At 59.8% G+C, this 22,495-nt stretch carries 22 protein-coding genes and 1 pseudogene; 16 read left to right on the top strand and 7 right to left on the bottom strand.

Features of this window, described 5'->3' with window-relative positions; all coding sequences use genetic code 11:
* Positions 1-53: 53 nt before the first annotated feature.
* The 5 genes from chvE to WDN46_05785 form a co-directional block, all read right to left on the bottom strand.
* A complete protein-coding gene (gene chvE, locus WDN46_05805) occupies positions 54-1,121 on the bottom strand; it encodes a multiple monosaccharide ABC transporter substrate-binding protein (GenBank protein ID MEJ0092942.1) in 1,068 nt (355 codons plus the stop codon).
* Between the two features lie 143 nt (positions 1,122-1,264).
* Positions 1,265-1,897: a 2-dehydro-3-deoxy-6-phosphogalactonate aldolase gene (locus WDN46_05800; protein MEJ0092941.1), complete on the bottom strand. Its 633-nt coding sequence runs from the start codon at positions 1,895-1,897 to the stop codon at positions 1,265-1,267.
* The gene (locus tag WDN46_05795) at positions 1,890-2,855 is read right to left on the bottom strand and encodes a 2-dehydro-3-deoxygalactonokinase (protein ID MEJ0092940.1); all 966 of its coding nucleotides are present in this window, start codon (positions 2,853-2,855) and stop codon (positions 1,890-1,892) included. Before WDN46_05795 ends, WDN46_05800 begins: the two co-directional genes overlap by 8 nt.
* Positions 2,842-4,638 carry an IlvD/Edd family dehydratase gene (locus WDN46_05790; protein MEJ0092939.1) on the bottom strand — a complete coding sequence of 599 codons (1,797 nt, stop codon included), beginning with the start codon at positions 4,636-4,638 and terminating at the stop codon, positions 2,842-2,844. Before WDN46_05790 ends, WDN46_05795 begins: the two co-directional genes overlap by 14 nt.
* A 14-nt stretch (positions 4,639-4,652) precedes the next feature.
* Positions 4,653-5,588, bottom strand: a complete 936-nt coding sequence (locus tag WDN46_05785) for a Gfo/Idh/MocA family oxidoreductase (protein ID MEJ0092938.1) — start codon at positions 5,586-5,588, stop codon at positions 4,653-4,655.
* 8 nt (positions 5,589-5,596) lie between these two features.
* Here WDN46_05785 and WDN46_05780 point away from each other — a divergent pair, with 8 nt between their 5' ends.
* The 8 genes from WDN46_05780 (at position 5,597) to WDN46_05745 (ending at position 13,625) form a co-directional block, all read left to right on the top strand.
* Positions 5,597-5,833, top strand: coding sequence for a hypothetical protein (locus WDN46_05780; GenBank protein MEJ0092937.1), 237 nt, complete (start codon positions 5,597-5,599; stop codon positions 5,831-5,833).
* A complete protein-coding gene (locus WDN46_05775) occupies positions 5,833-6,861 on the top strand; it encodes an aldose epimerase family protein (GenBank protein MEJ0092936.1) in 1,029 nt (342 codons plus the stop codon). Before WDN46_05780 ends, WDN46_05775 begins: the two co-directional genes overlap by 1 nt.
* 116 nt (positions 6,862-6,977) lie before the next feature.
* On the top strand, positions 6,978-7,808 hold the full coding sequence (locus WDN46_05770) for a FadR/GntR family transcriptional regulator (protein MEJ0092935.1): 831 nt from the start codon (positions 6,978-6,980) through the stop codon (positions 7,806-7,808).
* Between the two features lie 137 nt (positions 7,809-7,945).
* Positions 7,946-8,698 (top strand): SDR family NAD(P)-dependent oxidoreductase, encoded by a 753-nt coding sequence (locus WDN46_05765; GenBank protein ID MEJ0092934.1) that lies wholly within the window; start codon positions 7,946-7,948, stop codon positions 8,696-8,698.
* Between the two features lie 284 nt (positions 8,699-8,982).
* Entirely contained in the window at positions 8,983-9,996 is a 1,014-nt protein-coding gene (locus WDN46_05760; protein MEJ0092933.1) for a sugar ABC transporter substrate-binding protein, read from the top strand.
* 22 nt (positions 9,997-10,018) lie between these two features.
* The gene (locus tag WDN46_05755; protein ID MEJ0092932.1) at positions 10,019-11,503 is read left to right on the top strand and encodes a sugar ABC transporter ATP-binding protein; all 1,485 of its coding nucleotides are present in this window, start codon (positions 10,019-10,021) and stop codon (positions 11,501-11,503) included.
* Between the two features lie 23 nt (positions 11,504-11,526).
* On the top strand, positions 11,527-12,498 hold the full coding sequence (locus tag WDN46_05750) for an ABC transporter permease (protein MEJ0092931.1): 972 nt from the start codon (positions 11,527-11,529) through the stop codon (positions 12,496-12,498).
* Positions 12,499-13,376: 878 nt separating this feature from the next.
* Entirely contained in the window at positions 13,377-13,625 is a 249-nt protein-coding gene (locus WDN46_05745) for a hypothetical protein (protein MEJ0092930.1), read from the top strand.
* Positions 13,626-13,821: 196 nt separating this feature from the next.
* Here the strand turns inward: WDN46_05745 and WDN46_05740 are convergent, their stop codons facing one another.
* On the bottom strand, positions 13,822-15,120 hold the full coding sequence (locus WDN46_05740) for a carbohydrate porin (protein MEJ0092929.1): 1,299 nt from the start codon (positions 15,118-15,120) through the stop codon (positions 13,822-13,824).
* 691 nt (positions 15,121-15,811) lie between these two features.
* Between WDN46_05740 and WDN46_05735 the strand changes: the two genes are divergently transcribed.
* The 4 genes from WDN46_05735 (at position 15,812) to WDN46_05720 (ending at position 18,459) form a co-directional block, all read left to right on the top strand.
* Complete coding sequence (locus WDN46_05735) at positions 15,812-16,027, top strand: hypothetical protein (protein MEJ0092928.1); 216 nt, start codon at positions 15,812-15,814, stop codon at positions 16,025-16,027.
* On the top strand, positions 16,024-16,188 hold the full coding sequence (locus tag WDN46_05730) for a hypothetical protein (protein MEJ0092927.1): 165 nt from the start codon (positions 16,024-16,026) through the stop codon (positions 16,186-16,188). Before WDN46_05735 ends, WDN46_05730 begins: the two co-directional genes overlap by 4 nt.
* Before the next feature lie 133 nt (positions 16,189-16,321).
* Positions 16,322-17,821, top strand: a complete 1,500-nt coding sequence (locus tag WDN46_05725; protein ID MEJ0092926.1) for a CoA-acylating methylmalonate-semialdehyde dehydrogenase — start codon at positions 16,322-16,324, stop codon at positions 17,819-17,821.
* 224 nt (positions 17,822-18,045) lie between these two features.
* Positions 18,046-18,459, top strand: a complete 414-nt coding sequence (locus tag WDN46_05720) for a tetratricopeptide repeat protein (protein ID MEJ0092925.1) — start codon at positions 18,046-18,048, stop codon at positions 18,457-18,459.
* A gap of 13 nt (positions 18,460-18,472) precedes the next feature.
* Here the strand turns inward: WDN46_05720 and WDN46_05715 are convergent.
* Positions 18,473-19,641 (bottom strand): IS3 family transposase gene (locus tag WDN46_05715; GenBank protein MEJ0092924.1). Its coding sequence is split into 2 segments (ribosomal slippage): positions 18,473-19,377 and positions 19,377-19,641, totalling 1,170 coding nucleotides; the frame shifts between segments, so codons are not numbered across the junction.
* On the opposite strand from WDN46_05715, the gene WDN46_05710 reads away from it, so the two are divergent.
* From WDN46_05710 to WDN46_05695, 4 genes and pseudogenes are all read left to right on the top strand, one after another.
* Positions 19,622-21,064 (top strand): tetratricopeptide repeat protein, encoded by a 1,443-nt coding sequence (locus tag WDN46_05710; protein MEJ0092923.1) that lies wholly within the window; start codon positions 19,622-19,624, stop codon positions 21,062-21,064. The genes WDN46_05715 and WDN46_05710 overlap by 20 nt on opposite strands.
* Position 21,065: 1 nt before the next feature.
* On the top strand, positions 21,066-21,302 hold the full coding sequence (locus WDN46_05705) for a hypothetical protein (GenBank protein MEJ0092922.1): 237 nt from the start codon (positions 21,066-21,068) through the stop codon (positions 21,300-21,302).
* A gap of 30 nt (positions 21,303-21,332) precedes the next feature.
* Positions 21,333-22,099, top strand: a pseudogene (locus tag WDN46_05700) (IS5 family transposase).
* Between the two features lie 35 nt (positions 22,100-22,134).
* Positions 22,135-22,476, top strand: coding sequence for a methyltransferase domain-containing protein (locus WDN46_05695; protein MEJ0092921.1), 342 nt, complete (start codon positions 22,135-22,137; stop codon positions 22,474-22,476).
* Positions 22,477-22,495: the final 19 nt, after the last annotated feature.

Genomic DNA, 22,495 nt, shown 5'->3' with positions numbered 1-22,495 from the left:
AGCAAGGCCCCGCGCAACGCGCCAATCGCGGGAGGCCTGTTCGACGAGCGGGATCAGTGAATCTGGTTTTCTTTATAATATCCGCTGCCGACGAGAATTTCCTTCCAGTTGGACTGATCGACGCTAACCGGCTTCAACAAATAGGCTGGCACAACTTTCTTGCCATTGTCGTAAGTCTTAGTGTCATTGATCTCCGGAGCCTTGCCACCCATCAAGGCGTCGACCATTCCGACCGTCGCCTTGGCGAGGGCGCGGGTGTCTTTGAACACGGTTGAAGATTGCTCGCCGGCAAGAATCGACTTCACCGATGGGACTTCCGCGTCCTGCCCGGTCACCACCGGCATTTTGAGGCCGCCGCTGCCATAGCCGACGCCTTTCAGCGAGGAGAGAATGCCAATCGACAAGCCGTCATAAGGCGACAGCACGGCGTCGACATGCTCTTTCCCGTAATAGGCGCTGAGGATATTATCCATGCGCGACTGCGCCACCGCGCCGTCCCAACGCAAAGTCGATACTTTGTCCATGCCGGTTTGGCCGCTGCGGACAATGAGCTTCTTGCTGTCGATATAAGGCTGCAACGCCGACATCGCGCCATTGTAGAAGAAGAAGGCGTTATTATCGTCAGGCGATCCGCCAAAAAGCTCGATGTTGAATGGACCCTTGCCATCCTTCAAGCCGAGGGCGTCGACGATGTACTGGCCCTGAAGGACGCCAACCTGGAAATTGTCGAAGGTGGCGTAATAATCGACATTCTCCGAATTGCGGATCAGCCGATCATAGGAGATGAGCTTGATCCCCTTTGTATGGGCCTGGTCCAGAACATCGGACAGAGTCGTGCCATCGATCGCGGCGATCACCAAAACCTTGGCGCCTTTCATGACCATGTTTTCGATCTGGGCGAGTTGGTTCGGAATATCGTCATCGGCATATTGCAGGTCGGGCGTGTAGCCGGCGTCCTTCAAATATTTGATCATGTTATCGCCGTCGGTAATCCAACGCGCGGAAGATTTAGTCGGCATCGAAACGCCGACCATCCCCTTGTCGGCGGCGATCGCCGGCTGCATTGCATTGACGAGGCTCAACGCCACGCCGGCCAACATCGCTTTGACGCTATTTTTCATTTCGTTTCCTCCGATATTGCGGTGAGGTTCTTATGGGCGCCTCACCTTCGGCCCCTCCCGGCCCCCGAACTGAATGCGGTACGGATCTCCGGCTCGCGTCTCGGCTGCGCGTCGCTCGCCGGCCAGCGGACGCCAGGGGGAGGTCACAAACAGGGCGCGCAAATCGGCTCCCCCGACGGCGAAGCGAGTTCATAGGCCGCAACCAATTCTCGCGCCCGCTCTGCAACAACCGCAGCCGCATCGCCAGGCCGGTAAAGCGCTGCGCCAATGCCGAATCCGTGCGCGCCGGCGGTTTTCCAGGCCCCAAAATCCTGCGGTCCGACTCCGCCAACCGCGTAGCAACGGGTCTCAGACGGCAGCACTGCGGCCAGCGCTTTGAAGCCATCGAGGCCGAGCTTGAACGCGGGAAACAGTTTCAGCCCGTTCGCCCCGGCCTTCAGCGCGGCGAAGCACTCGGTGGCGGTGAAGACGCCTGGCAAAACGGTCAGGCCGTGGTCGCGCGCGGCGCGGATAACGTCGGGATCGCAATTTGGCGCGAGGATCAAGCGCGCCCCGGCGGCTGCCGCCTGCGCCACGTTCTGCGGGTTGAGAACGGTGCCGGCTCCAATCAGCGCTTGCGCGCCGAAGCGGGCGCTCAAAGTTGCAATGCTGGCGAAGGGCTGTGGCGAATTCAGCGGCACCTCGATCTGAGTAACGCCGGCCGCGATCAGGGCCGCGCCGACGGCTTCCGCGTCTCGCGGCGGCAGGCCGCGCAGAATGGCGATGATTTCACGCATATTTCAGTCCTTCCCAGGCGGCGGATAGGCCGGCGAGGGTCATGGCCTCGGCGGAATGCGTTTCGGCATGAACTCCGACTTGCGCGAACGCGCGTCGATACAGCGCGCAGAGCGCGTCGGCTCCGATCAGCGCGATAGGCGGGCCGGAAACGCTGCGCAGGCCATAGCTTACTTCCGCCCCGATCAACTCTCCCGACAAACGCGCGCGGGCGGCTCTCCCGTCCAACCCGCGCAGCAAAGCCCGCGCGCGAAGACCAAAGAGGCGCCGGGTAAGCCCAGCCGGATCAGCCAGAGCCCCTTGCACGGCATCGTCGAACTGCTCCAAATTCCAATCGCTCTCGGAAATTGAGTTTTCAGCATGGACCAACCGGCGCAAGATGGAATGAGAGCCAAGGAGCTGGAACAGCTCCCCGGTCATGCAGGTAAAGAAATGGCGCAGGCGACCGCCGTCGACTCTCGCCCATTTGGTATGCGTGCCGGGCAGCACGATCCAGCCGTCGAAATCCGGTTGCGTCGCCATTAGTCCGGCGATCTGGGTCTCTTCGCCGCGCATCACATCCGGCGGATCAGCCTGACTGACGCCTGCGAGGATATAAACCCGCAGCCGGGCGGAGCGCGTCGGCGCGATCGTCGCGGCCGTGGGCGTCCCGAGGACCGCCGGCGCGGAGCGATAGCCGGCCTCGACCCAACCTTCGCGCGCTCCGGCCATGCCGCAGACGATCGCTCTCGTCGTTGCATCTGGATCGGCCCAACCCGCGATCATCTCCAAGAAGCGATCCTCGAATTGATCGGCGGCGAGGTCGCCCATGCCTTGACCGCTCTGGCGCGCGGCGATGACCGCTCCATCAGCCGTCATCGCCCAGCCTCGCAGGCGACTTGTGCCCCAATCGACTGCGATCCAGTCCGCCGCGATTGCGTCGGCCCTCGTCCGCCTCGCCATCGCCTCAGTGGCTGTCACGGGGAAGCCCCTTGGTTTCGGCGATATTCTGGTATTTGACCGAAAGTTCGAGCGTCGCGCCGGTTTCAAACTGCCCAACGAAACTGCGCTGAATCTCCTGCCACGGCGTTTGGTGGGCGGGATAAGCGTAGCCCCCTTCGGCTTCCAGCGCCGCGCGTCGTTCGGCGAGCTCTTCGTCCGAAATCAGAACATTCACCGTGCCCACATTGAGATCGACTCTGATCCTGTCTCCCGTGCGCAACAGAGCGAGATTGCCGCCCGCCGCCGCCTCGGGCGAGGCGTTCAGGATCGAGGGCGAACCGGAGGTGCCAGATTGCCGCCCGTCGCCGATGCAGACCAAGGCGCTGACGCCCTTGCGGATCAGATAATCCGGGGCGCGCATATTGACGACCTCGGCGCCGCCTGGATAGCCGATCGGACCGGCGCCGCGCATGAACAACAACGTGTCGGCCTCGATACCAAGCGCTGGATCGTCGATGCGAGCATGGTAATCTTCCGGACCGTCGAAGACGACCGCCCTGCCTTCAAAGGCGTTCGGGTCGGCGGGGTTACTCAAATAGCGGTCGTAAAACTCCTTCGAGACGACGCTCATCTTCATAATCGCGGATGAGAAAAGATTGCCGCGCAGAACGCGAAACCCAGCCTTTTTCCTCAATGGCCGATCGAACGGGCGAATGACCTCCTCGCTCAGGATTTCAGCGCTGCGGCAGTTCTCCCCGATGGTCTTGCCGTTGACCGTCATCGCATTTTCGGCGATCAGGCCTTTGTCCATCAGCTGGCGCACGACGGCAGGAACGCCTCCAGCGTGATAATAATCCTCGCCAAGATATTCGCCGGCCGGCTGAAGATTGACCAGAAGCGGAATGTCTTCGCCATAGGTCTGCCAATCATCGAGCGAGAGTTTCACTCCGAGATGGCGGGCGATCGCATTCAAATGGATCGGCGCGTTCGACGAACCGCCAATGGCGCTGTTGACGCAAATGGCGTTGATGAAAGCGTCTCGCGTCATGATGTCCGACGGCTTCAGATCGTCGTGCACCATCGCCACAATCCGCTTGCCGGTCCGCCATGAAATTTCCTGGCGATCGCGATAGGGCGCGGGGATAGCCGCCGAGCCCGGCAATTGCATCCCGAGCGCCTCGGCGAGGGAATTCATGGTCGTTGCGGTGCCCATGGTGTTGCAGTAACCCGTGGACGGCGCGGAAGAGGCGACGAGATCTATAAATCCGGTGTAGTCGAGCTGCCCCTTCGCCATCATCTCGCGCGCCTTCCAGACGATGGTGCCCGATCCGGTGCGCTCGCCCCGGAACCATCCGTTCAGCATCGGCCCAACCGACAAGGCGATGGCGGGAATATTGACGGTCGCCGCCGCCATCAGGGCCGCCGGAGTGGTCTTGTCACAGCCGATTGTGAGGACGACGCCATCGAGCGGATAGCCGTAAAGAACTTCGACGAGCCCCAGATAAGCCAGATTGCGGTCAAGTCCTGCGGTCGGGCGCTTGCCGGTTTCCTGGATCGGATGCACCGGAAATTCCAGCGGGATCCCGCCGGCTTCGCGGATGCCATCTCGCACGCGTTCCGCCAACACCAGGTGATGCCGGTTGCACGGGGAAAGATCAGAACCCGTCTGGGCGATGCCGATGATTGGCTTGCCCGATTGCAGCTCCTCGCGCGAAATGCCGTAATTCATGTAGCGCTCGAGATAGAGCGCCGTCATATCGGCGTTATGCGGATTGTCGAACCAGGCGCGAGAACGCAACCTGCGCAGAGCTGGCGTAGTCATTGTTTCCTGTTCCTTCAATAAAATGCTTTGGCGATTTCACGCGCGGCGATGAGATGCGCGTCGGCGACGAGGTGCAGCGGGCGCGCATCGACCCCGATTCGACGTTGATCGATCAAGGTCGCGAACCGTTCGTAAACGCCATCATATTCAGCTTCAGGAGGCAGGATGGCGGCTTTGCCTGCAAGGGTTAAAGCGCCGCCGCCTTTCGACAGATGCAGCTGGCCCGCATCGGTTTCGACCGTGATATCCCAGGTCTGCGGCCCGGTTTGCCGCCAATCGAACTCCGCTTCGACCACCACGTCATCGAGACGAAGAGATAGCCGCGCGGCGATTGGGGTCTGGCGGTTTTCCGGGAAGATCAGGGTTGCGCTGGCGACACTGAGATCGCCCGGCAAAATCACGCTGGCGATCGACAATGCGTTGATGCCCGGATCGAACACGCCGAAACCGCCCGGCTCCCAGATCCATTCCTGGCCGGGGTGCCAAAAATTGACATCCTCCTTCCAGATGATGCGCGCCGAGCGGATTTTGCGGCCCGCCAACCACGCTTTGGCCACTGCCGGCGCCGGCGCGAATTGCGAATGCCACGCCGCGAACAAACATAGCGACCTCTCGCGGGCGAGTTCGATCAGATGATGAACCTCGCTGGTCGAGGCGCCGGGCGGCTTTTCCAACAACACATGTTTGCCGGCGAGCAGGGCGGCGCGGGCCAGGGCGTAGCGGGGCGCGGGCGGCACGCACAAAGCCACTGCCCCCAAGTTCGGGACTGCCTCCAGCATCGCCGCAAGGCTTGGATAGGAGGGGATTTTGTCGATGCGATTGACGCCATGATCATGGCTGGCGGTGGCCGCCAGAACATAACGGGGATTGCGGCTGAGGGCTGGGACATGCTGGTCGCGAGCGATCTTTCCGACCCCTAGGAGACCGACGGCGATGCTTTCTGCGGTCATGGCTTGGAGTGTCCGGTCTTGGCAGCGAACGCATCGCCGGCTTCGATCCTGCCGACGGCGGCAAGAGACAAAAGCGCAGCCCCAAAGACCAGCCTCCACTGGCCGGGCCTGCGCGCAAGATTTCCGACGATCGAGCCTCCCATATGCCTCACTCTTTCGAATTCATCCTTGCGAATTCATCCTTGTTTTTTTCATTGATTGTATATTATATGATAAATAGCAAGATGGATTTTGGTGACGCTTAATGAACGATGCGCAAGGGCTGATCCAACTCGTCGATGGCGAGGGAGTTGAGGCCGACATCCTGCCTTTCGGCGCCGCCTTGCAATCTCTGCGGGTCAGAGATCGCGAAGGGCGGACAGCGGATGTCGTTCTTGGACACGCGAGCGTTGAAGGCTATCGGGCGCATCGGAACAGCTTCTTCGGCGTCACCATCGGGCGGGTCGCCAATCGGATCGCCAAAGGCTCATTCTCCCTCGACGGACAGGCATATCGAATTGCCGCCAACAACGGGCCGAACGCCCTGCACGGAGGACTGAAGGGGTTCGATACCGCAGTCTGGCGGCTGATGCGGCGCTCCGAGAATTCGGTGCAGTTTGGCTATGCGAGCCCCGATGGCGACGAAGGCTTTCCGGGGAGCCTTGAGGCGCGAGTTAGCTACAGCCTTGAGGGGAATGCGCTGGTCATTTCCTATGAGGCGCGCTGCGATCGCCCAACGATCGTCAACCTTACCAATCACAGCTATTTCAATCTCGCCGGCGAGGCGTCTTCCGAAGGCATATTGGATCATGTGCTGACCTTGGAGGCCGACAGTTATTTGCCGGTCGACGCCACCGCGATTCCGCTCGGGGCCGAAGCTCCGGTGAAGGGAACCGCCTTCGACTTCCGAGCTCCTGCCGCGCTCCGCGCGCGAGTTCTCGACTTGGGCGACCCGCAGATTGCGATCGGCGGGGGCATCGACCATAATTTTTGCCTGCGCGGCGGCGTGACCGTGACCCCTCGGCTTGCCGCGACGGTCTATCATCCGGGCTCTGGCCGCGTAATGACGATGTCGACGACGACGCCCGGCGTTCAAGTCTACAGCGGCAATTTCCTCGATGGCTCGATCAAAGGCAAGACGGGACGGCCCTATCCTCGCCATCACGCGCTGTGTCTTGAATGCCAGCACTACCCTGATTCCCCGAACCAACCGAATTTTCCGTCCATCCGCCTCGATCCTGGCGAGGTCTATCGCCAGACAACCATCTATGCCTTTTCCAACGCGGCAGGCTGAGCGGCGTAAGTCATAGAAAGGATTTTTGGTCTGTTTCACGTTGTTGGTAATGCCATCCTTTGGGTCTCCGGCCGGAAGCGTCAGACGATGCAACACATTGCGGCTTCACCATGAGCATGCTTGAAAACGGGTTTTCGGCCCACAAGGCGCGCAACAGCCACGCCGACGTCGCCGAGCAGCTTGGTCGGGCCATCACGCATGGCGATTTCCCGGTTGGCCAAAATTTGCCCGGCGACGCCGAATTGCTGGCGAGGTTCCAGGTTTCGCGAACGGTGCTGCGTGAGGCGATGAAAACCTTGTCGGCGAAAGGGTTGATCACATCCCGCGCCAGAGTCGGCACGCGCGTCTGCGAACGCAACCGCTGGAACTTGTTTGACGCCGACGTGCTCGCCTGGCATCTCGAGACGGAATTGGACAGCGCTTTCTTCGCCAACATCAGCGAAGTCCGCCTGGCGTTTGAACCATTCGCAGCGGCGCTCGCCGCTGAACGAGCGAGCGCGGACGACATCTCCCGTCTGAAAGACCTCGCCAAGGAAATGGGCCGCCAAGATCACACGCCGGAAACCCTGGCGGTGGCAGACTTGAACTTCCATCTTGCGCTTGCCGAAACCTCGAAGAATCCATTTCTGCGTTCGGTGGGCTCGATCATTGAAGCCGCCTTGTTGGCGGCTTTCCGGCTCAGCTCCTCGGACAAGGTGGCGGAGCGGACGGAAGTCATCAGCGAGAATCATCTGCGGATCGTCGAAGCCATTGAGCAACGCGATCCGCAAGCCGCGCATGCCGCGATGAAGAAGGTGATCAGCATCGGCGTCGAACGCGTTACCCCAGGCGCCGATCGGAGCGCCTTCGCCCATTGGCTCAATCCGCTAGACATGACGGCGACGGTCGAGCGGCAAGCTTCATCAAAGCTTGACGGCGGTCGTCGGGGAGGCCTGCGCAAGACCTGAACAGACTCGCGCGAAACGGGCGTGGACGCCGCAGGCGACGCGCGAATTGTGCAAGAGGACAGGCAGCCCGGCCAAAAGATGCGGCTCGGCGGACAGAACCAGACGACCGTCGCCGCTTGAATTGAAAGAATCGAAGAATGAACAAGATTGATTTGAATGGTCGGGTTGCAATCATCACCGGAGGCGCGCGCGGGCTCGGCTTTGCGGCAGCTGAGCGCATGCTCGCCTCTGGCGCGATTGTCGAGCTATGGGATGTCGACGCAGGCCGATTGGCCGAAGCGACAGCCGCTCTCAAGACGCTTGGCGTCGTCACGGCAAGGAGCGTGGAGTTGACCGACGAAGCTTCCGTCCAGAAAGGCGCGAAAGCGCTCGCCGAACAGCGCGGCAGAATCGATATTCTCGTCAATAACGCCGGAATCACTGGCGGCAACGGCAAGCTATGGGAGCTTCCGGCCGATGTTTGGCGCCGCGTGGTCGAGGTCAATCTCATCGCGCCCTTTCTGACCTGCCGCGCCATCGCGCCAGAAATGCTCAAGAACAATTGGGGGCGGATCATCAACGTCGCCTCCATTGCCGGAAAAGAAGGCAATGCGAACGCCTCCCATTATTCAGCATCCAAGGCCGGCTTGATCGGCCTTACGAAATCGCTCGGCAAGGAGCTCGCGACGACCGGCGTTCTCGTCAACGCGATTGCGCCGGCGGCCGCCAAAACCGAACTTTTCGATCAGATGAAGCAGGAACATATTGATTTCATGCTGTCGAAAATTCCGATGAACCGATTCCTGCAGGTTGAAGAAGCGGCGGCGATGATCGCTTGGCTCGCCTCGGAGGATTGCGCATTTTCGACCGGCGCCATTTTTGATCTCTCCGGCGGACGCGCAACTTATTAAGAAAGGGCCTCATCCTTCGTCCAAGGGTGATGCTTTGCCATAGCGCTCGACATCGACGACGTTTTAGACGTGCGACAGCGCCGATTTACGCGGCGCATTGGCGAACGAAGCGTTCGCGATCGCGCAGGCATCAACCCCGCCGCGCAAGCGATGAAAGCCAGGACGGCGCGATGACAACTAGCTGATTGCGCTAACATTGATCTTGACAGATGACCGTGTTGCTCCACAGTCTGACGTAATGGCCGCAAAGACCGAACAGATCGGCTGGCCTTCGGGAGGAAATAATGAACCGACGCGAAGTCGTGACGGCGATTGGCGGCTTGGCCGCACTCAGCATGTCGCCCGGCCTGGCGCGCGCTCAAAATAAGCCGCTGAAGATCGGTTACAACGTCTCTACGCTCGCCAATCCCTATTTTCAAGGCATGACCAAGAGCGTCGTTGAAGCAGTAAAAGATTATCCGGGCGTCACGCTCCTCAACACCAACGCAAATGGGGACGCCAATACTCAGGCCAGCATGGTCATCGATCTCATCAACCAACAGGTTGATGCGCTGATCCTAAACCCAGTCAACGCCAACGCCATCGCGCCCGCCGTTCAGCAGGCCGACAAGAAGAAAATTCCGGTGTTCACGCTCGACCGCGGCGCGGCCTGCGGCGATTGCCAGACCAACTTCCTCGAAACCGACAATGTAGCGCTCGGCCAGCAAGGCGCGCAGTTCATCGCGGACAGGCTGAAACAGCGGTACGGCAAGATTCAGGGCAACGTAGTCAATCTGGTGGGTCTGCTCGGCGCTACGGCTGGCGACGCGCGCGACAAGGGTTTCATGGATGAGTTCAGCAAGCTCCAGGCCGGCAATCCCGGGTTGAAGCTGGTGGCGCGCCAGGAAGCGCAATTCGATCAGGAAAAAGCGTTTAACCTGATGAGCCAGATCATGGCCGCCAATCCACAAATCGACGCGGTGTTCAACGGCAACGATGACAATGCGGTCGGCGCACTGCGAGCGATCCGCCAAGCCGGCCGGAACGCCCCGCTCGATGATCCAAAGCACATTATTATTATCGGGATCGACGGCGCCGAGCAGGCCCTCACGGCCATCCGCAAGGGCGACATGAATGCGACGCTATCGCAGAACCCGCTCACGATGGCGATCCAGGCGGTGCGATACGTCGACGTTTATTTCCACGGCGACAAGACGCGCATTCCAGCGCACGAGTACTGGCCTCATATCCTCGTGACCAAAGCTAACATCGATAGCGCGGAAGTAAAACGCTATGGCCTTTGGGCCGACAGCGTCTAGAGCAGATTGAGGAGCGCTTGCGATGTCTCATCTTCTTGACATGCGCCACGTTTCCAAAGCGTTTTTGGGAGTGTCGGTATTGACCGATGTTTCACTCACGCTCGATGCCGGCGAGGTTCTCGGCATCGTGGGGGAGAACGGAGCCGGCAAGTCGACGCTGATTAAGATTCTAGCGGGCGTTCATCAGCCAAACCATGGCTCGATATGGCTGCAGGGAAAGCTCTTCGCGCCTTGCGACCCGCGCGAGGCGCTGCAGGCGGGCATCACAGTGGTGCACCAGGAACTCAGCCTGTTTCCGGACCGGACCGTCGCGGAAAACATCTTTGCGGGCGCGCTGCCGAGGAACGGCTTTGGCGCGATCCGCAGGACGCGCCTGCTCTGGGAGACGCGCGCCGCGCTGAAGCGGATCGGGCTCGACATTTCCCCGACCACAAAGATCCGCAGCCTCTCGCTGGCGCAGCGTCAACTGGTCGAGATCGCGCGGGCTTTGCGCAGGCGGGCGCGCATCATCGTCATGGACGAGCCGACGGCGGCCCTGACCGGCCACGAAGTCGAACTTCTGAAGAAGAAGATCCGGGCGCTCAAGGCGGATGGCGTCGGCGTCATTTTTATCAGCCACCATCTCGAAGAGGTGTTCGCGATCTGCGATCGCATCGCGGTCATGCGCGACGGCCTTTCCGTGGAAGTTCGGCCGGCCGCGGGTTGGACCAAGGAAGCCTTGGTGCAGACCATGGTCAATCGCCCCATCGACAAATTCTTTCCCAAAAAAGCTATCGCGCTTGGGGCCATCGTTCTCGACGTGCAAGGACTTTCGAGCAAGGGCCGGTTCGAAAATGTGTCGTTCAACGTTCGCGCCGGCGAAATCTATGGCCTTGCCGGGCTCGTCGGAGCGGGCCGGACGGAGGTGCTCAAGACCATCTTTGGAGCGCTGCCCGCCACGGCGGGGCGCCTCAAAGTTTCGGGAAAGGCTTTCGTCCCTTTTTCGCCGCGCCGCTCCTTGCGGCAAGGCGTCGTGCTGACGCCGGAAGACCGCAAGCTGGAAGGACTGATCCTTTCGTTTTCCATACGTCGGAATCTGACGATGTCCGCCCTCGAAGCTTTATCGCGTTGGGGGATCCTGTCAGACCGCGCGTTGGAGCAGTTCGCCGAGAGCTCGATCAAATCGCTGCGCATTCGCGCCGACTCGTCGAGGCAGGAAGTGCGGCGGCTTTCCGGCGGCAATCAGCAGAAGATCGTTCTCGCACGCGCCATCGGCATCGGGCCGCGCGTGTTCATGCTGGATGAGCCGACGCGCGGCGTCGATGTCGGAGCCAAGGTTGAAGTTTACAATCTGATCGGTGAAGTCGCGGCCAGGGGAGCCGCGATCCTGATCGTGTCCTCGGACCTGCTGGAGCTCCTCGGCTTATGCGATCGCATCGGCGTTCTGCGCGCCGGTCGAATGGTTGGCGAAGTCGAACGCGCGCAATTCAGTCAGGATCGCATCATGTCGCTCGCCGCTGTCGGATAAATATCATAAGCCACAATGAAACCATGACTGAAACCGATCAGAAGCGCCCCTTGTGGCGATGGCTCGAGGCCGATGTCAGCGAGATCGCGATCATCATCGCGTTCGCGGCGATCGTGCTCTACCTGTCCCTCATGACGTCGTCATTCCTGTCGACGGCAAATATCATGGCGATCCTGGCGGCGAGTTCGCTGATCGCGATCGTGGCGTGCGGACAGACCTTCGTGATCATCACGGGCGGGATCGACTTGTCGTCCGGCGCAGTCGTAGCGTTGTCGGGCGTAGTCGTCGGCATGGCGCTGCACGCTCATGTCCCCATTCCGGCGGCTGTAGCGATAGGGATTCTGGTCGGGGCCGGCTGCGGGATCTTCAACGGCGTGGCTGTCGCCTTACTCGGCATGAATCCCTTCATCGTCACGCTCGCGGCTATGGCGATGGCGCGAGGCCTGTCTTTCATCCTGCCGAACGGTCAAACGATCTTCGGCTTCGACGATGCTTTCGACGCAATCGGGGGCGGCCTCATTGGCTTTTTCCCTATCGCGGCCATCATCTCGCTCGCGGCCCTCGGCATAGGGGCTTTCGTGCTCAGCAAAACGGTGTTCGGCAGCGAGGTCTATGCGGTAGGCGGCAATCGGGAAGCCGCCGTCATGGCCGGCATTCCGGCGCGGCGCACATTGATCCTCGTTTACGTGATTTCGGGCGCCTTGGCGGGCCTTGGCGGCGTTGTCCTGACCGGGCGGCTTGACTCGGCGCAGCCCATCGCCGCGAGCGGATTGGAGCTCAACGCGATTGCAGCCGTGGTGATCGGCGGGGCGTCGCTGTTTGGCGGTCGCGGCAGCATGCTCGGCACGATCCTTGGGGTTCTGCTGATCGGCGTCATCAACAACGGACTGACCTTGAATAACGTCGAACCCTTCTGGGTGCAGTTCATCCAAGGGGCCGTCATTTTTCTGGCGGTGCTGTTCGACTCGATAAACAACCGGCGCAAGGCCTCATAATTCCCAGACGTCCGTCCATGTAATGGAGCTTGCCGATCGCGTGGCCAGACTGGCCGGCGGTCGATCGGGTCGGGTGGGGCCTTCGGGCCGCCCATATGCTTGAACTTGACCGCCATTCGCCCTCAATGCTGCCGTTTGACGGCGGCTTATCAGCGCCGTCTTCGGCGCTAAAGCCTCGCGCCTTGTCCCAAGCGCTATCTTCAGCGGCTGATGGGTAGCCCCGCGACTAATTCAGCCTCGCCGACAGCCAAAAGCGCGGATTCATTCGGCTGGAGCGGCCTCCCGATCCCAATTGCCCGCCGCACCGCACCATCCGCACTGCAGCATTCACAACACATTGATTTGATGGGCGACTAGCCCGGCTTCGCAGTGCAGCAGGGTGCGACACATTCTCCGCCTATATTGCATCGCAGCACGGCATCGACTATCTCCGCGTCATTGGAGCGAGCGGTCCTCCGGGTGGCCATCTCAAGCGTCGGACGAGGCGGATAGCTCAATCCCGCAGGTTTCCAAAGGCCTGCCTTTAGCCGAAAGGGCAAAATTATTATGAAGATAATTCAAGCGCTTGGCGCAATAGCCATACTCGCGAGCTCAACGGCCGCCACATACGCTCAGAGCGGGCAAATCACCCATCGTAGCGCAGGCGATTATGCTGTCGCCGCCGGTTCAAATGAACTCACCGCCGGACGCTCAGTCGGCGTGAAGAACGCTCCCAGCGCCAACTGCCAGCGGAATGAACCCTCGGTCTCAGCCAATGGCAATCCCTCTCTGAGCGAGACCCCTATTTGTCGCGGCGCAACTCTCTGACCCTTGCTGCGTTGGGTTAGGTTGTATTTCAACCGGGAGTAGCCTGTCTTATAAAAGAAAGGCGATCAATTATGAAGATGCTTCAAGCACTTAGCGTCGCGGTCCTGCTTGTGGCGGCGACGGGCCAGAGCCATGCCCAGGGCGAACGCCGTATGGAACGCGACCCTGGCAATTATCCGACGACCTTAGGTCCTGAGGATATCAGAACCGGGCGTTCTACCGGAACCGGCAGCATGCCCAGGGCCAATTGTGAGCGGAATATGCCCTCGGTCTCTCCGAACGGCAATCCGTCATTGAGCGACACCGGCCTCTGCCGGTAAAAACACTCAGTTAACTGTTTCCTTCAAACTCTCTTCTTCGCAAAGAACTAGAGATGGGTTGTCTGCGCTGGTTTTTTTGGGGAGCGCCCTCTTCGAACTTACCGCGAGGATGCTCCACAAAATTAGAGAGGTCCCGGCGACTGCAGTCCGCGACCCCCCATTATCGAATTTATCGAGCCTTCGTCGTGGCCGATTCTTAGAACGTTATGCTGACGCGGACGGCGCTGACGATAACGTCCTTGAAGAAGTTTGTGCCGCCAGGGTTGTGGATATACTCCAAGCTGCCCTTGAGGTTCAGCCAACCAGTGGCTTGAAGCCCATAAAACACTTCGGTCGTAAGCTCGCCGGTTTGCGTAAAGCCCTGACCAACGCCCGCCGCATTGGCGATTGCCTCTCCGTCGGCGATCCGCGGGTTGACATGGGTCGTGCCTATTGCAAAGCCGATGTCGTCATTGGGTCGCGAATCGAAGGGGCCGTGGTAGAGGAAGCCGCCGGCGATTTGACGATCTGTGGTCGAGGTTCTGTCGTCGGTGAAGGTGGCGTTAAAGAAGCCAAACAGGCCGTGCTTGGGATCAGCGCCCGTTGGGTCCGCCGTCACCTGCTGCTTGAAGTTGATGTAATAGCCCCAGCGCCCCGTGTCTCTCTGGGGAGTGCCGCCGAAAACCAGCGGCTGGCCTGCGGTATTCAGCAACACGTCGTTGGCCGTGGAAGTATCATACCAGCCGCCGAATTTGTAGCTGCCGGCCAGATTGCCGAAAGTCGGAAGCCAAGCAGCTTCGACGGGTATCATCACGCCGGTCGAGCCATTCGGGAAGGACGGCGCCAGAGCAATTCCCGGATTTAAATCGAGATTTGATGGATTGATATCGTAGGCTCCCACCTGGACGTAGCCGAAGTCGCCGATATTGGCCTTCGCGACCGCGGCCCACTGGCTGACGGGCCAGTTGAAAATATAGCCGACAAGGTTGCCAGGAGGTGCGCCGCAGAAGGTCAGATTGATGAAATCGCAGGAAAAGGCCGCGAAAGTTCCACCATAGGTCAAGCGGCCGATTTTGAAGTCGAATGCGCCATTGTCGAATTTCTGATCATAATAAAAATCAGTGAGACGAAAAATGTCGCCGCGACCGTAGATTTCGTTGACGAGCTGCAAAGTGCCAAGGTTCGCATCGGCAGCAAGGTTGCGGCCATTGCGTTCGACGACGGTGACCTGGAACGAGCCGCCCTGAATGCCGAATATCTGCTGGAGATCGAAGGTGCTTCCCAGTTGGAACTGACCAGCGTTTTCTATGAGGTGCTTATCGCCGCCCATCCAGTTGGTTACGGTTTCAGACGCATAGCCCAATTGAAAATCGACGCCTTGATTGTGCAAGGAAGTCCGCAGTCCGTTCCAATCGCCAAAGAGGTTCGGCGAGGTCATGACGTCATAACCTTGCGAAGGGGCCGCCGTCTGGGCATTGGCGGGCAGACTGAGAGTCGCCCCCGCTAGGATTACCAAGCTTTTTGCAACGAGCGAAAAAATGCGCTTGTTTTTTGGTGCAGCCCGCCGTTCTGGCGAAACCGCCGCAATGGCGAAATTATCGGCGCCCCTCATGAATACTCCCCCCTTTTTGTTTTGCTCTATGGCTTCGGATCATGACCGCGCCGGTGTGCATTGCGCCACGCGCTCACGCCCTCAATGCATGCATCTTCAGTCTCAGCGCCTTTGTTGGAACTTCGGCGCTTGCTACGTCACGGCCCCAGTTCGGACGTAGCCTGCTCGTTACGGCCCACACTTACGAAGCGCGCTCAGCCATCCATTTTACAGAGCGGCCCAACCACAATGCCGCCACCCTCAGACTTGCAAAGCCGCAATCCATTTAGGCGATACAGCTCAACAAATTCCTGCTCCGAGAGCGCCAAGAGCGCTTCCGCCTGGCGGCGCGTTGCGCGCTTGACGCTGACGATATTAGCTTGAGGATTTTGGGAGCTCCGGAGACCGACGACCTGTTGGCGTCGCGGCTTCCCATCTGTGCGTTCCCCCCCAGGGCGCGCTAAAGACGAAATTGTCTACCACTCATCAATGTCACGGGGGTTTCCTCACGCGGTAAGCGAAATGTGATTATCATTGCGATGATCTTAGGCTTCATAAAGTTGAGCAAAGAAGATCGGTTTTTGAGAAACACCTTCCCGCTTTCTGCAATAATGAAATGAGGGATCTCAGGGAGCGACCGCGCGAAATAATCGCTGCCACGCTGGTCCCCGAGGGGGAACGAAGAAAACTTATCGTGGAAGAAAGCCGCTCACCAGCCGATCGCAGCGGATTTGCGATGCGCAATCCCATTGAATTCGCCGAAAGCGCTATCCACTTCGAACGCTATTTGCCAGGCGAGTTGTATTACGGCAACAGGATAGACTGCGATTGATCGGCGATTTTCATTTGTCCGTCGATCTAATGGCGCTCGATAGCCTCTCATCCAATGGATCAATCGTTGATGTGCGGCGAGCGCATCATGTCCATGTGTGCGTCGCGGCCATTCAGTTCGAGGCGCTCATTGCTCAATGTGGCGCAACGGGAAAGACCTGAAGGTCGTCCAATCTCGGCTACGCATTTTTGCGCATTGGTTTACTGAAATTGATTCTTTTATACCAGGCTCGATTTCTGCGAGAAGTCATCGTTGCAAGGCATCCGAAAGGCCGGATGCAAATGGAGTAAGCGGATGCGGATTATTTCACATTATATTGACGGTGCCCGCTTCAGCGGCGCCTCGTTCGGGGCTGGCGATGTTTACGATCCCAATGTCGGCGTCGTGCAGGCGCAGGTCGAACTTGGCGGCGGCAAGGAGCTCAACGCCGCTGTCCAAAGCGCGCTCGCTGCGCAGACCGCTTGGGCTGCGCTCAATCCGCAACGCCGCAGTCGAGTCATGTTCGAGTTCAAGCGTCTGCTCGAATCGAAGATGGACGAACTCGCCAAGATGCTCTCTGCGGAGCACGGCAAAGTGCTCGCCGATTCCAGAGGCGACATCCAGCGCGGACTCGAAGTAGTCGAATTCGCCTGCGGCATCCCGCATCTTCTCAAAGGCGAATATTCTGATGGCGTCGGGCCCGGCATTGACGTTTATTCAATGCGGCAACCGCTGGGCGTCGTCGCCGGCATAACGCCTTTCAATTTTCCCGCGATGATTCCGACGTGGATGTTCGCGCCCGCGATTGCGAGCGGCAATGCGTTCATCCTGAAACCGTCCGAGCGCGATCCGTCAGTGCCTGTGAGACTGGCAGAACTCGCAATCGAGGCGGGATTGCCGAAAGGCGTACTCAATGTCGTTCATGGCGGCAAACCGCTTGTTGACGCGATCCTTGAGCACCCCGACATCAAAGCTGTAAGTTTTGTCGGCTCTTCCGATATTGCCCAATATGTTTATGGCAAAGGCGCCGCGGCGGGCAAACGCGTCCAATGCATGGGCGGGGCAAAGAACCATGGAGTCATCATGCCGGACGCCGATCTCGATCAGACGATCGCTGACGTGCTGGGCGCGGCCTACGGCTCAGCCGGCGAGAGATGCATGGCGCTGCCCGTCGTTGTCGCTGTCGGGGAGAAAACCGCGAACGCCTTGCGGGCGAAGCTCATCCCGGCAATCGAAGCGCTGCGGGTCGGCGTCTCGACCGATTCCGAAGCCCACTACGGGCCTGTGGTTTCGGCGCAACATAAGGCGCGGATCGAAAATTATATTCAAATGGGCGTCGATGAAGGTGCGGAGCTCGTCCTCGATGGTCGCAACTTCAAGCTGCAGGGCTATGAGAACGGCTATTTTCTGGGCCCGACCCTATTTGATCGCGTCACGCCGGAAATGCAGAGCTACCGGGACGAGATTTTCGGGCCGGTTTTGCAAATAATGCGTGTGGAGAGTCTCGAGCAGGCGATCCGTCTGCCAAGCCAGCACGCCTACGGCAATGGCGTCGCCATCTTCACGCGCAATGGACAAGCCGCGCGCGAATTCGCCCATAAGGTTGATGTTGGAATGGTGGGCATCAACGTTCCGATTCCGGTTCCCGTCGCCTATCACAGCTTTGGCGGCTGGAAACGTTCGGGCTTTGGCGACGTCAATCAATATGGATTGGAAGGCGTCCGTTTTTACACGAAGGCGAAAATCGTAACGCAGCGCTGGCCGCAGGGCGGCATTGTAACCGACCAAAGCTTCATCATACCGACCATGAGTTGACGCGTCAGCCGCGTTACATCGATCGGGGCGCGCCTACTTCTCTCGCACGCCTCGACGAGCAATCATAGAGGGCGCATAAGGCCGCGCCCTTTTGGCTGGCTTTCGTTCGAGAAAGAGCGGCGGCCGCGACAATGACCGCCGCGGCCTCGCCCGAGATAGGTTTGGGGCAAGGCAGCTTCCGTATCTTTGCGCTTCAAAGTCACAATATGGCGTAGAGATCGGCGATGACATCGATGCAAGACGAAGACAATTCGGCGATGGCGCAGGGCGCGCCGGATCGGGCTCTGGCGTCCACGGCCGACCTATTGGCGATCGCGCTCGAATATTTTCGCGCTGGCCATCACCGCGACGCCGAGGAAACTTACACGCAGATCCTCGATCTCGAGCCCGATCATTTTCTCTTTCTGCATCATCTCGGCCTCATCGCCCACCATCGCGGCGAACATGCCGCCGCGGCGAAGCTCATCTCGCGGGCGATCGAAATCAAACCCGACTATGTCGAGGCTCTCTCCAATCTGGGGGCGATCTTTCGCTCCATGGGCAAGACCGAGGAGGCGATTGACGCCACCCAAAAAGCAATCGCCTTGCAGCCGGATTTCGCGCAAGCTCATTCTAACTGGCCTGCCCCCATGGGGTGATCCAGTTTGAATGTTAGTGCATTGTCGGCCCTGGCGCTATTGCTGGCGTGGCCGGCGAAGCTGGTCCGGATTGCGAAGCCGGCCATTGCAGGGTCTCCGGGGCTGGCGGCTTGTAGCCCAGCGATGAGTGCGGGCGCACGGTGTTGTAGTGGCGTCGCCATCGCTCAATGACGACCTTCGCCTCCTTGAGAGTGTAGAAGATTTCACCATTCAAAAGCTCGTCGCGCAGCTTCGAGTTGAAGCTCTCGCAATAGCCGTTCTCCCAGGGACTGCCCGGCATGATGTAGGCGGTCTTCGCGCCGACGGCGGCAATCCAGTCACGCAACGCCTTGGCGATGAACTCCGGGCCGTTGTCGGAACGAATGTGGATCGGAACCCCTCGCAAGATGAAGAGGTCCGAGAGAACGTCGATGACGTCCGCTGCCTTCAGCTGCCGGTTAATCCTGATCGCGATGCATTCGCGGGTAAATTCGTCGATGATATTCAGCATGCGATATTTCCTGCCATCATGAGTGCGGTCCTCGACGAAGTCATAGGACCAGACGTGGTTGGGGCATTGCGGGCGCAGCCGGACGCACGAGCCGTCATTGAGCCAGAGACGCCCGCGCTTGGGTTGTCTGGCCGGAACTTTCAGCCCCTCGCGTCGCCAGATCCGCTCGACCCGTTTGACGTTGACCTTCCAGCCTCGCTCCCACAACATCGCCGTGATGCGGCGGTAGCCATAGCGGCCGTACTGGATGGCGAGCGCCGTGATGTCGGCGGTCAATGCCGCTTCGTCATCGGGCTTGGTCGGAACCTTGCGCTGCGTGGAGCGATGCTGACCGAGAACCCGGCAAGCGAACCGCTCGGAAACGCCATGTTCGGCGATCACATGCTCCACGCAGGCGCGACGACGCGCGGAGCTCAGAAGTTTCCCGAGGCAGCCTCTTTCAGGATCAGCTTCTCAAGCGTCAAATCGGACACCGCTCGACGGAGCCGCGTATTCTCCGCCTCCAGCTCCTTCAGCCGCTTCACCTGATCGCCCTTCAGGCCGCCGTATTCCGACCGCCATCGATAGTATGTAACTTCCGTCACCCCTATCGAGCGGATCGCCTCCGCGACCGGTCGCCCTTGCGCGCTAAGCACTTCGACTTGCCGTAGCTTCGCGACGATCTCTTCCGCCTTGTGTCTTTTCCTCGGCATTGCGCAGTCCTCCATCAGGCTCATAAGCCCATACTTCACGGAGGATCACTTTTCAGGGGGCAGACCAATCATCGCGCGGCGCCCCGATGCGCCCGAGCCCTATTTCAGCCTCGGCAATATTCTGAACGAGCTGCGCCGGCCCGGACCGGCGATCGACGCCTATCGCAGGGCCCTGGCGCTGCGGCCGAATTTCGCTGAGGTCTATGTCAATCTCGGCAATGCGCTGCAGCTCAGCGAAGCGTTTGAAGAGGCCGTCGACGCCTATGAGCAAGCCATCGCCCTGCGCCCGACTCTCGCGGATGCGCACGCCAACAAAGGCGCGGCGCTGGAGCGTCTCGGCCGCCTTGGCGAGGCCATCGCATCCTTTCGCCGCGCCGTCGAGCTCGATCCAAGCTTGCTCGCGGTTCGCGTGTGGCTGCATCACAAACGGCGCATGATCTGCGACTGGAGCGAGATAGACGCTGATGAGGCCGAGTTGCGTCAGCTTATCTCCGCGCGAGACGAGCCGGTGCATCCGTTTCCTGTCCTCAGCATGGCGACAAACGCCGATGAACAGCTGCGCGTTGCGCGTCGTTTCGCGTCCGGATTTTCAATCGGCGGTCCGGGGTTTGAGCACAAGAGAGACGCGTCAGGACCCCGCAAGCTCCGCATCGGCTATCTGTCCAGCGACTTCTGCCGTCACGCGACGGCGCTTCTGACAGCCCAATTATTCGAGCTTCACGATAGATCCCGTTTCGAGATCACCGCCTATTCTCATGGCGTCGACGATTATAGCGAACTCGGCGCGAGGCTCCGCAAGGCTTTCGATCATTTTGTCGATCTTCGCGCGTTTTCGGACGACGAGGCCGCAAAGCGCATAAACGCCGACGGAACGGATATTCTCATTGAGCTGAAAGGCCATACTGACGGCGCGCGCACCGGCATTTCAGCGCGAAGGCCCGCGCCGGTGCAGGTGAGCTTCATCGGGTTCCCGGGGACCTTGGGGGCCGATTTCATCGACTATGTCATCGCAGACCCTTTCGTGCTGCCGATGGATCAGCAAAGCCGCTTCAGTGAAAAGATCGTCCACCTTCCCCATTGTTATCAGCCAAACGACACGAGCCGGCTGATCTCCGACGTGACGCCGACGCGGGCGCAATGCGGCCTCCCCGAAAAGGGTTTCGTGTTCTGCTCGTTCAACAACAACTATAAAATCACGCCTGCTTTTTTCGATGTGTGGATGCGGCTTTTGCTGGCCGCGCCGGGGAGCGTGCTGTGGTTGCTTGAGGCGAATGATCTCGTCAAAGACAATCTCCGCCGTGAAGCCAGCCAACGCGGCGTTGATCCCAGCCGTCTTATATTCGCGCCCCGGCTCGCCTCGCCCGAACGCGGCGACGGAGGTCATTTTTGGCAAGACGCACCAAAATCAGATCGTCGGCCATGACATGGAAAGACAGCGTCCGATTTCAGCCTGCATGGTCGAACGGGTGGCGCGCCACGCGTCGGGCGGCAGCTGGCTCGATGTCGACTTCGGCAATGGCTCGCTGCTGTTCGCGGCGGAAGAATGGGGTTTTGTTCCCGTCGGGCTTGATCTACGTGGAGACAATGTCGAGACGCTGAAAACGCTAGGCCGTTGTGACGAATTCGGCGTTTGGGGGATTCTCGCGAGGATCTTTCCATGATTCAAGGCTGATTTTTGGAGATCAGCCTTGATGATTCGGGATGTCGATGCGCTGCGAGACGATCAATGGGAGCGGCTTTGTGATCTTGTGCCAGGCGGAAGAGCCGGCCAGCGCGGGCCGCGCTGCGACAATCGACGCTTCGTCGACGCGCTGTTATGGATGGCCCGCTCGGGCGGCCGCTGGCGCGATCTGCCCGAACGCTTCGGCGACCATCAGGCGGTGAAACGCCGCTACTATCGCTGGATCGAGCGCGGCGCCTTGGACGGATTTCTTGAGGCATTCACCGCCGAGGCCGATCTCGAATGGCTGATGATCGACTCAACAATCGTGCGCGCCCATCAGCACGCGGCCGGCGCAAGGATCGCCAAAGGGGGGCGGATGCCCAAGGCCTGGGCCGCTCTCGCGGTGGTTTGAGCACCAAAATCCACGCCGCGACAGACGCACTCGGCAACCCCGTTCGGCTCCTTCTCGGACCTGGGCAGCGCAACGACATCACAAAAGCGCACGCCCTGATCGAAGGCTTTGCGGCCGATGCGATCATCGCCGATAAAGGTTATGACGCCAATCACTTGCGCAAGGCTGTTCTTATGCGTGAGGCTGAGCCGGTGATCCCATCAAAATCCAATCGCCGCGCGCCGCTCCCCTACGACAAGGCGCTCTACAAGGAGCGCAATCTCGTCGAGCGTTTCTTCAATAAACTGAAGCAGTTCCGGCGCGTCGCAACCCGATACGACAAGCTCCTCGCAAACTACCGAGGCTTCGTATTGCTCGCCGCTATTGCTATCATGCTCAGGTAATTCGTCACTACTGCCTAGGCTATGAGGCTCATTGCTTGCCGATTGAAGAGCTCGGCCACGACGAGCGCTATAGCGTCATCAGCATGGCCGACGTGCTGGAGCACATGCCCTTTCCCAACGCGGGGCTCATCGCCGCTCGTCGGCTGCTGCGTGCGGGAGGCGTGCTGTTCCTGTCGATGCCGAATATGGACAACATGGTCTGGCGTTTGTTGCACGCCAATAACGTCAAACCCTATTGGGGCGAGATCGAGCATTATCACAATTTTACGCGCAAGCGTCTCTACGCCCTGCTGGAGGAGCACGGATTTGAACCCGTCGAGTATGGCGTCAGCGAACGCTACCGGGTCTGCATGGAAGTCATTGCGGTCAAGAAATGAGCGTCTTCAGGATCGGGGA

The sequence above is a fragment of the Methylocella sp. genome, from assembly GCA_037200525.1.
Classification (GTDB): domain Bacteria; phylum Pseudomonadota; class Alphaproteobacteria; order Rhizobiales; family Beijerinckiaceae; genus Methylocapsa.
The sequence above is the reverse complement of the archived record's forward strand: the minus strand, read 5'-3'. Positions and strand labels throughout refer to the sequence as shown.

Excerpts from the sequence above, each read along its gene's own strand:
- chvE (MEJ0092942.1), bottom strand. The coding sequence starts at position 1,121 with ATGAAAAATAGCGTCAAAGCGATGTTGGCCGGCGTGGCGTTGAGCCTC.
- WDN46_05800 (MEJ0092941.1), bottom strand. The coding sequence starts at position 1,897 with ATGCGTGAAATCATCGCCATTCTGCGCGGCCTGCCGCCGCGAGACGCG.
- WDN46_05790 (MEJ0092939.1), bottom strand. The coding sequence starts at position 4,638 with ATGACTACGCCAGCTCTGCGCAGGTTGCGTTCTCGCGCCTGGTTCGAC.
- WDN46_05785 (MEJ0092938.1), bottom strand. The coding sequence starts at position 5,588 with ATGACCGCAGAAAGCATCGCCGTCGGTCTCCTAGGGGTCGGAAAGATC.
- WDN46_05775 (MEJ0092936.1), top strand. The coding sequence starts at position 5,833 with ATGAACGATGCGCAAGGGCTGATCCAACTCGTCGATGGCGAGGGAGTT.
- WDN46_05770 (MEJ0092935.1), top strand. The coding sequence starts at position 6,978 with ATGCTTGAAAACGGGTTTTCGGCCCACAAGGCGCGCAACAGCCACGCC.
- WDN46_05765 (MEJ0092934.1), top strand. The coding sequence starts at position 7,946 with ATGAACAAGATTGATTTGAATGGTCGGGTTGCAATCATCACCGGAGGC.
- WDN46_05760 (MEJ0092933.1), top strand. The coding sequence starts at position 8,983 with ATGAACCGACGCGAAGTCGTGACGGCGATTGGCGGCTTGGCCGCACTC.
- WDN46_05755 (MEJ0092932.1), top strand. The coding sequence starts at position 10,019 with ATGTCTCATCTTCTTGACATGCGCCACGTTTCCAAAGCGTTTTTGGGA.
- WDN46_05750 (MEJ0092931.1), top strand. The coding sequence starts at position 11,527 with ATGACTGAAACCGATCAGAAGCGCCCCTTGTGGCGATGGCTCGAGGCC.
- WDN46_05745 (MEJ0092930.1), top strand. The coding sequence starts at position 13,377 with ATGAAGATGCTTCAAGCACTTAGCGTCGCGGTCCTGCTTGTGGCGGCG.
- WDN46_05735 (MEJ0092928.1), top strand. The coding sequence starts at position 15,812 with ATGAGGGATCTCAGGGAGCGACCGCGCGAAATAATCGCTGCCACGCTG.
- WDN46_05725 (MEJ0092926.1), top strand. The coding sequence starts at position 16,322 with ATGCGGATTATTTCACATTATATTGACGGTGCCCGCTTCAGCGGCGCC.
- WDN46_05720 (MEJ0092925.1), top strand. The coding sequence starts at position 18,046 with ATGACATCGATGCAAGACGAAGACAATTCGGCGATGGCGCAGGGCGCG.
- WDN46_05705 (MEJ0092922.1), top strand. The coding sequence starts at position 21,066 with ATGGAAAGACAGCGTCCGATTTCAGCCTGCATGGTCGAACGGGTGGCG.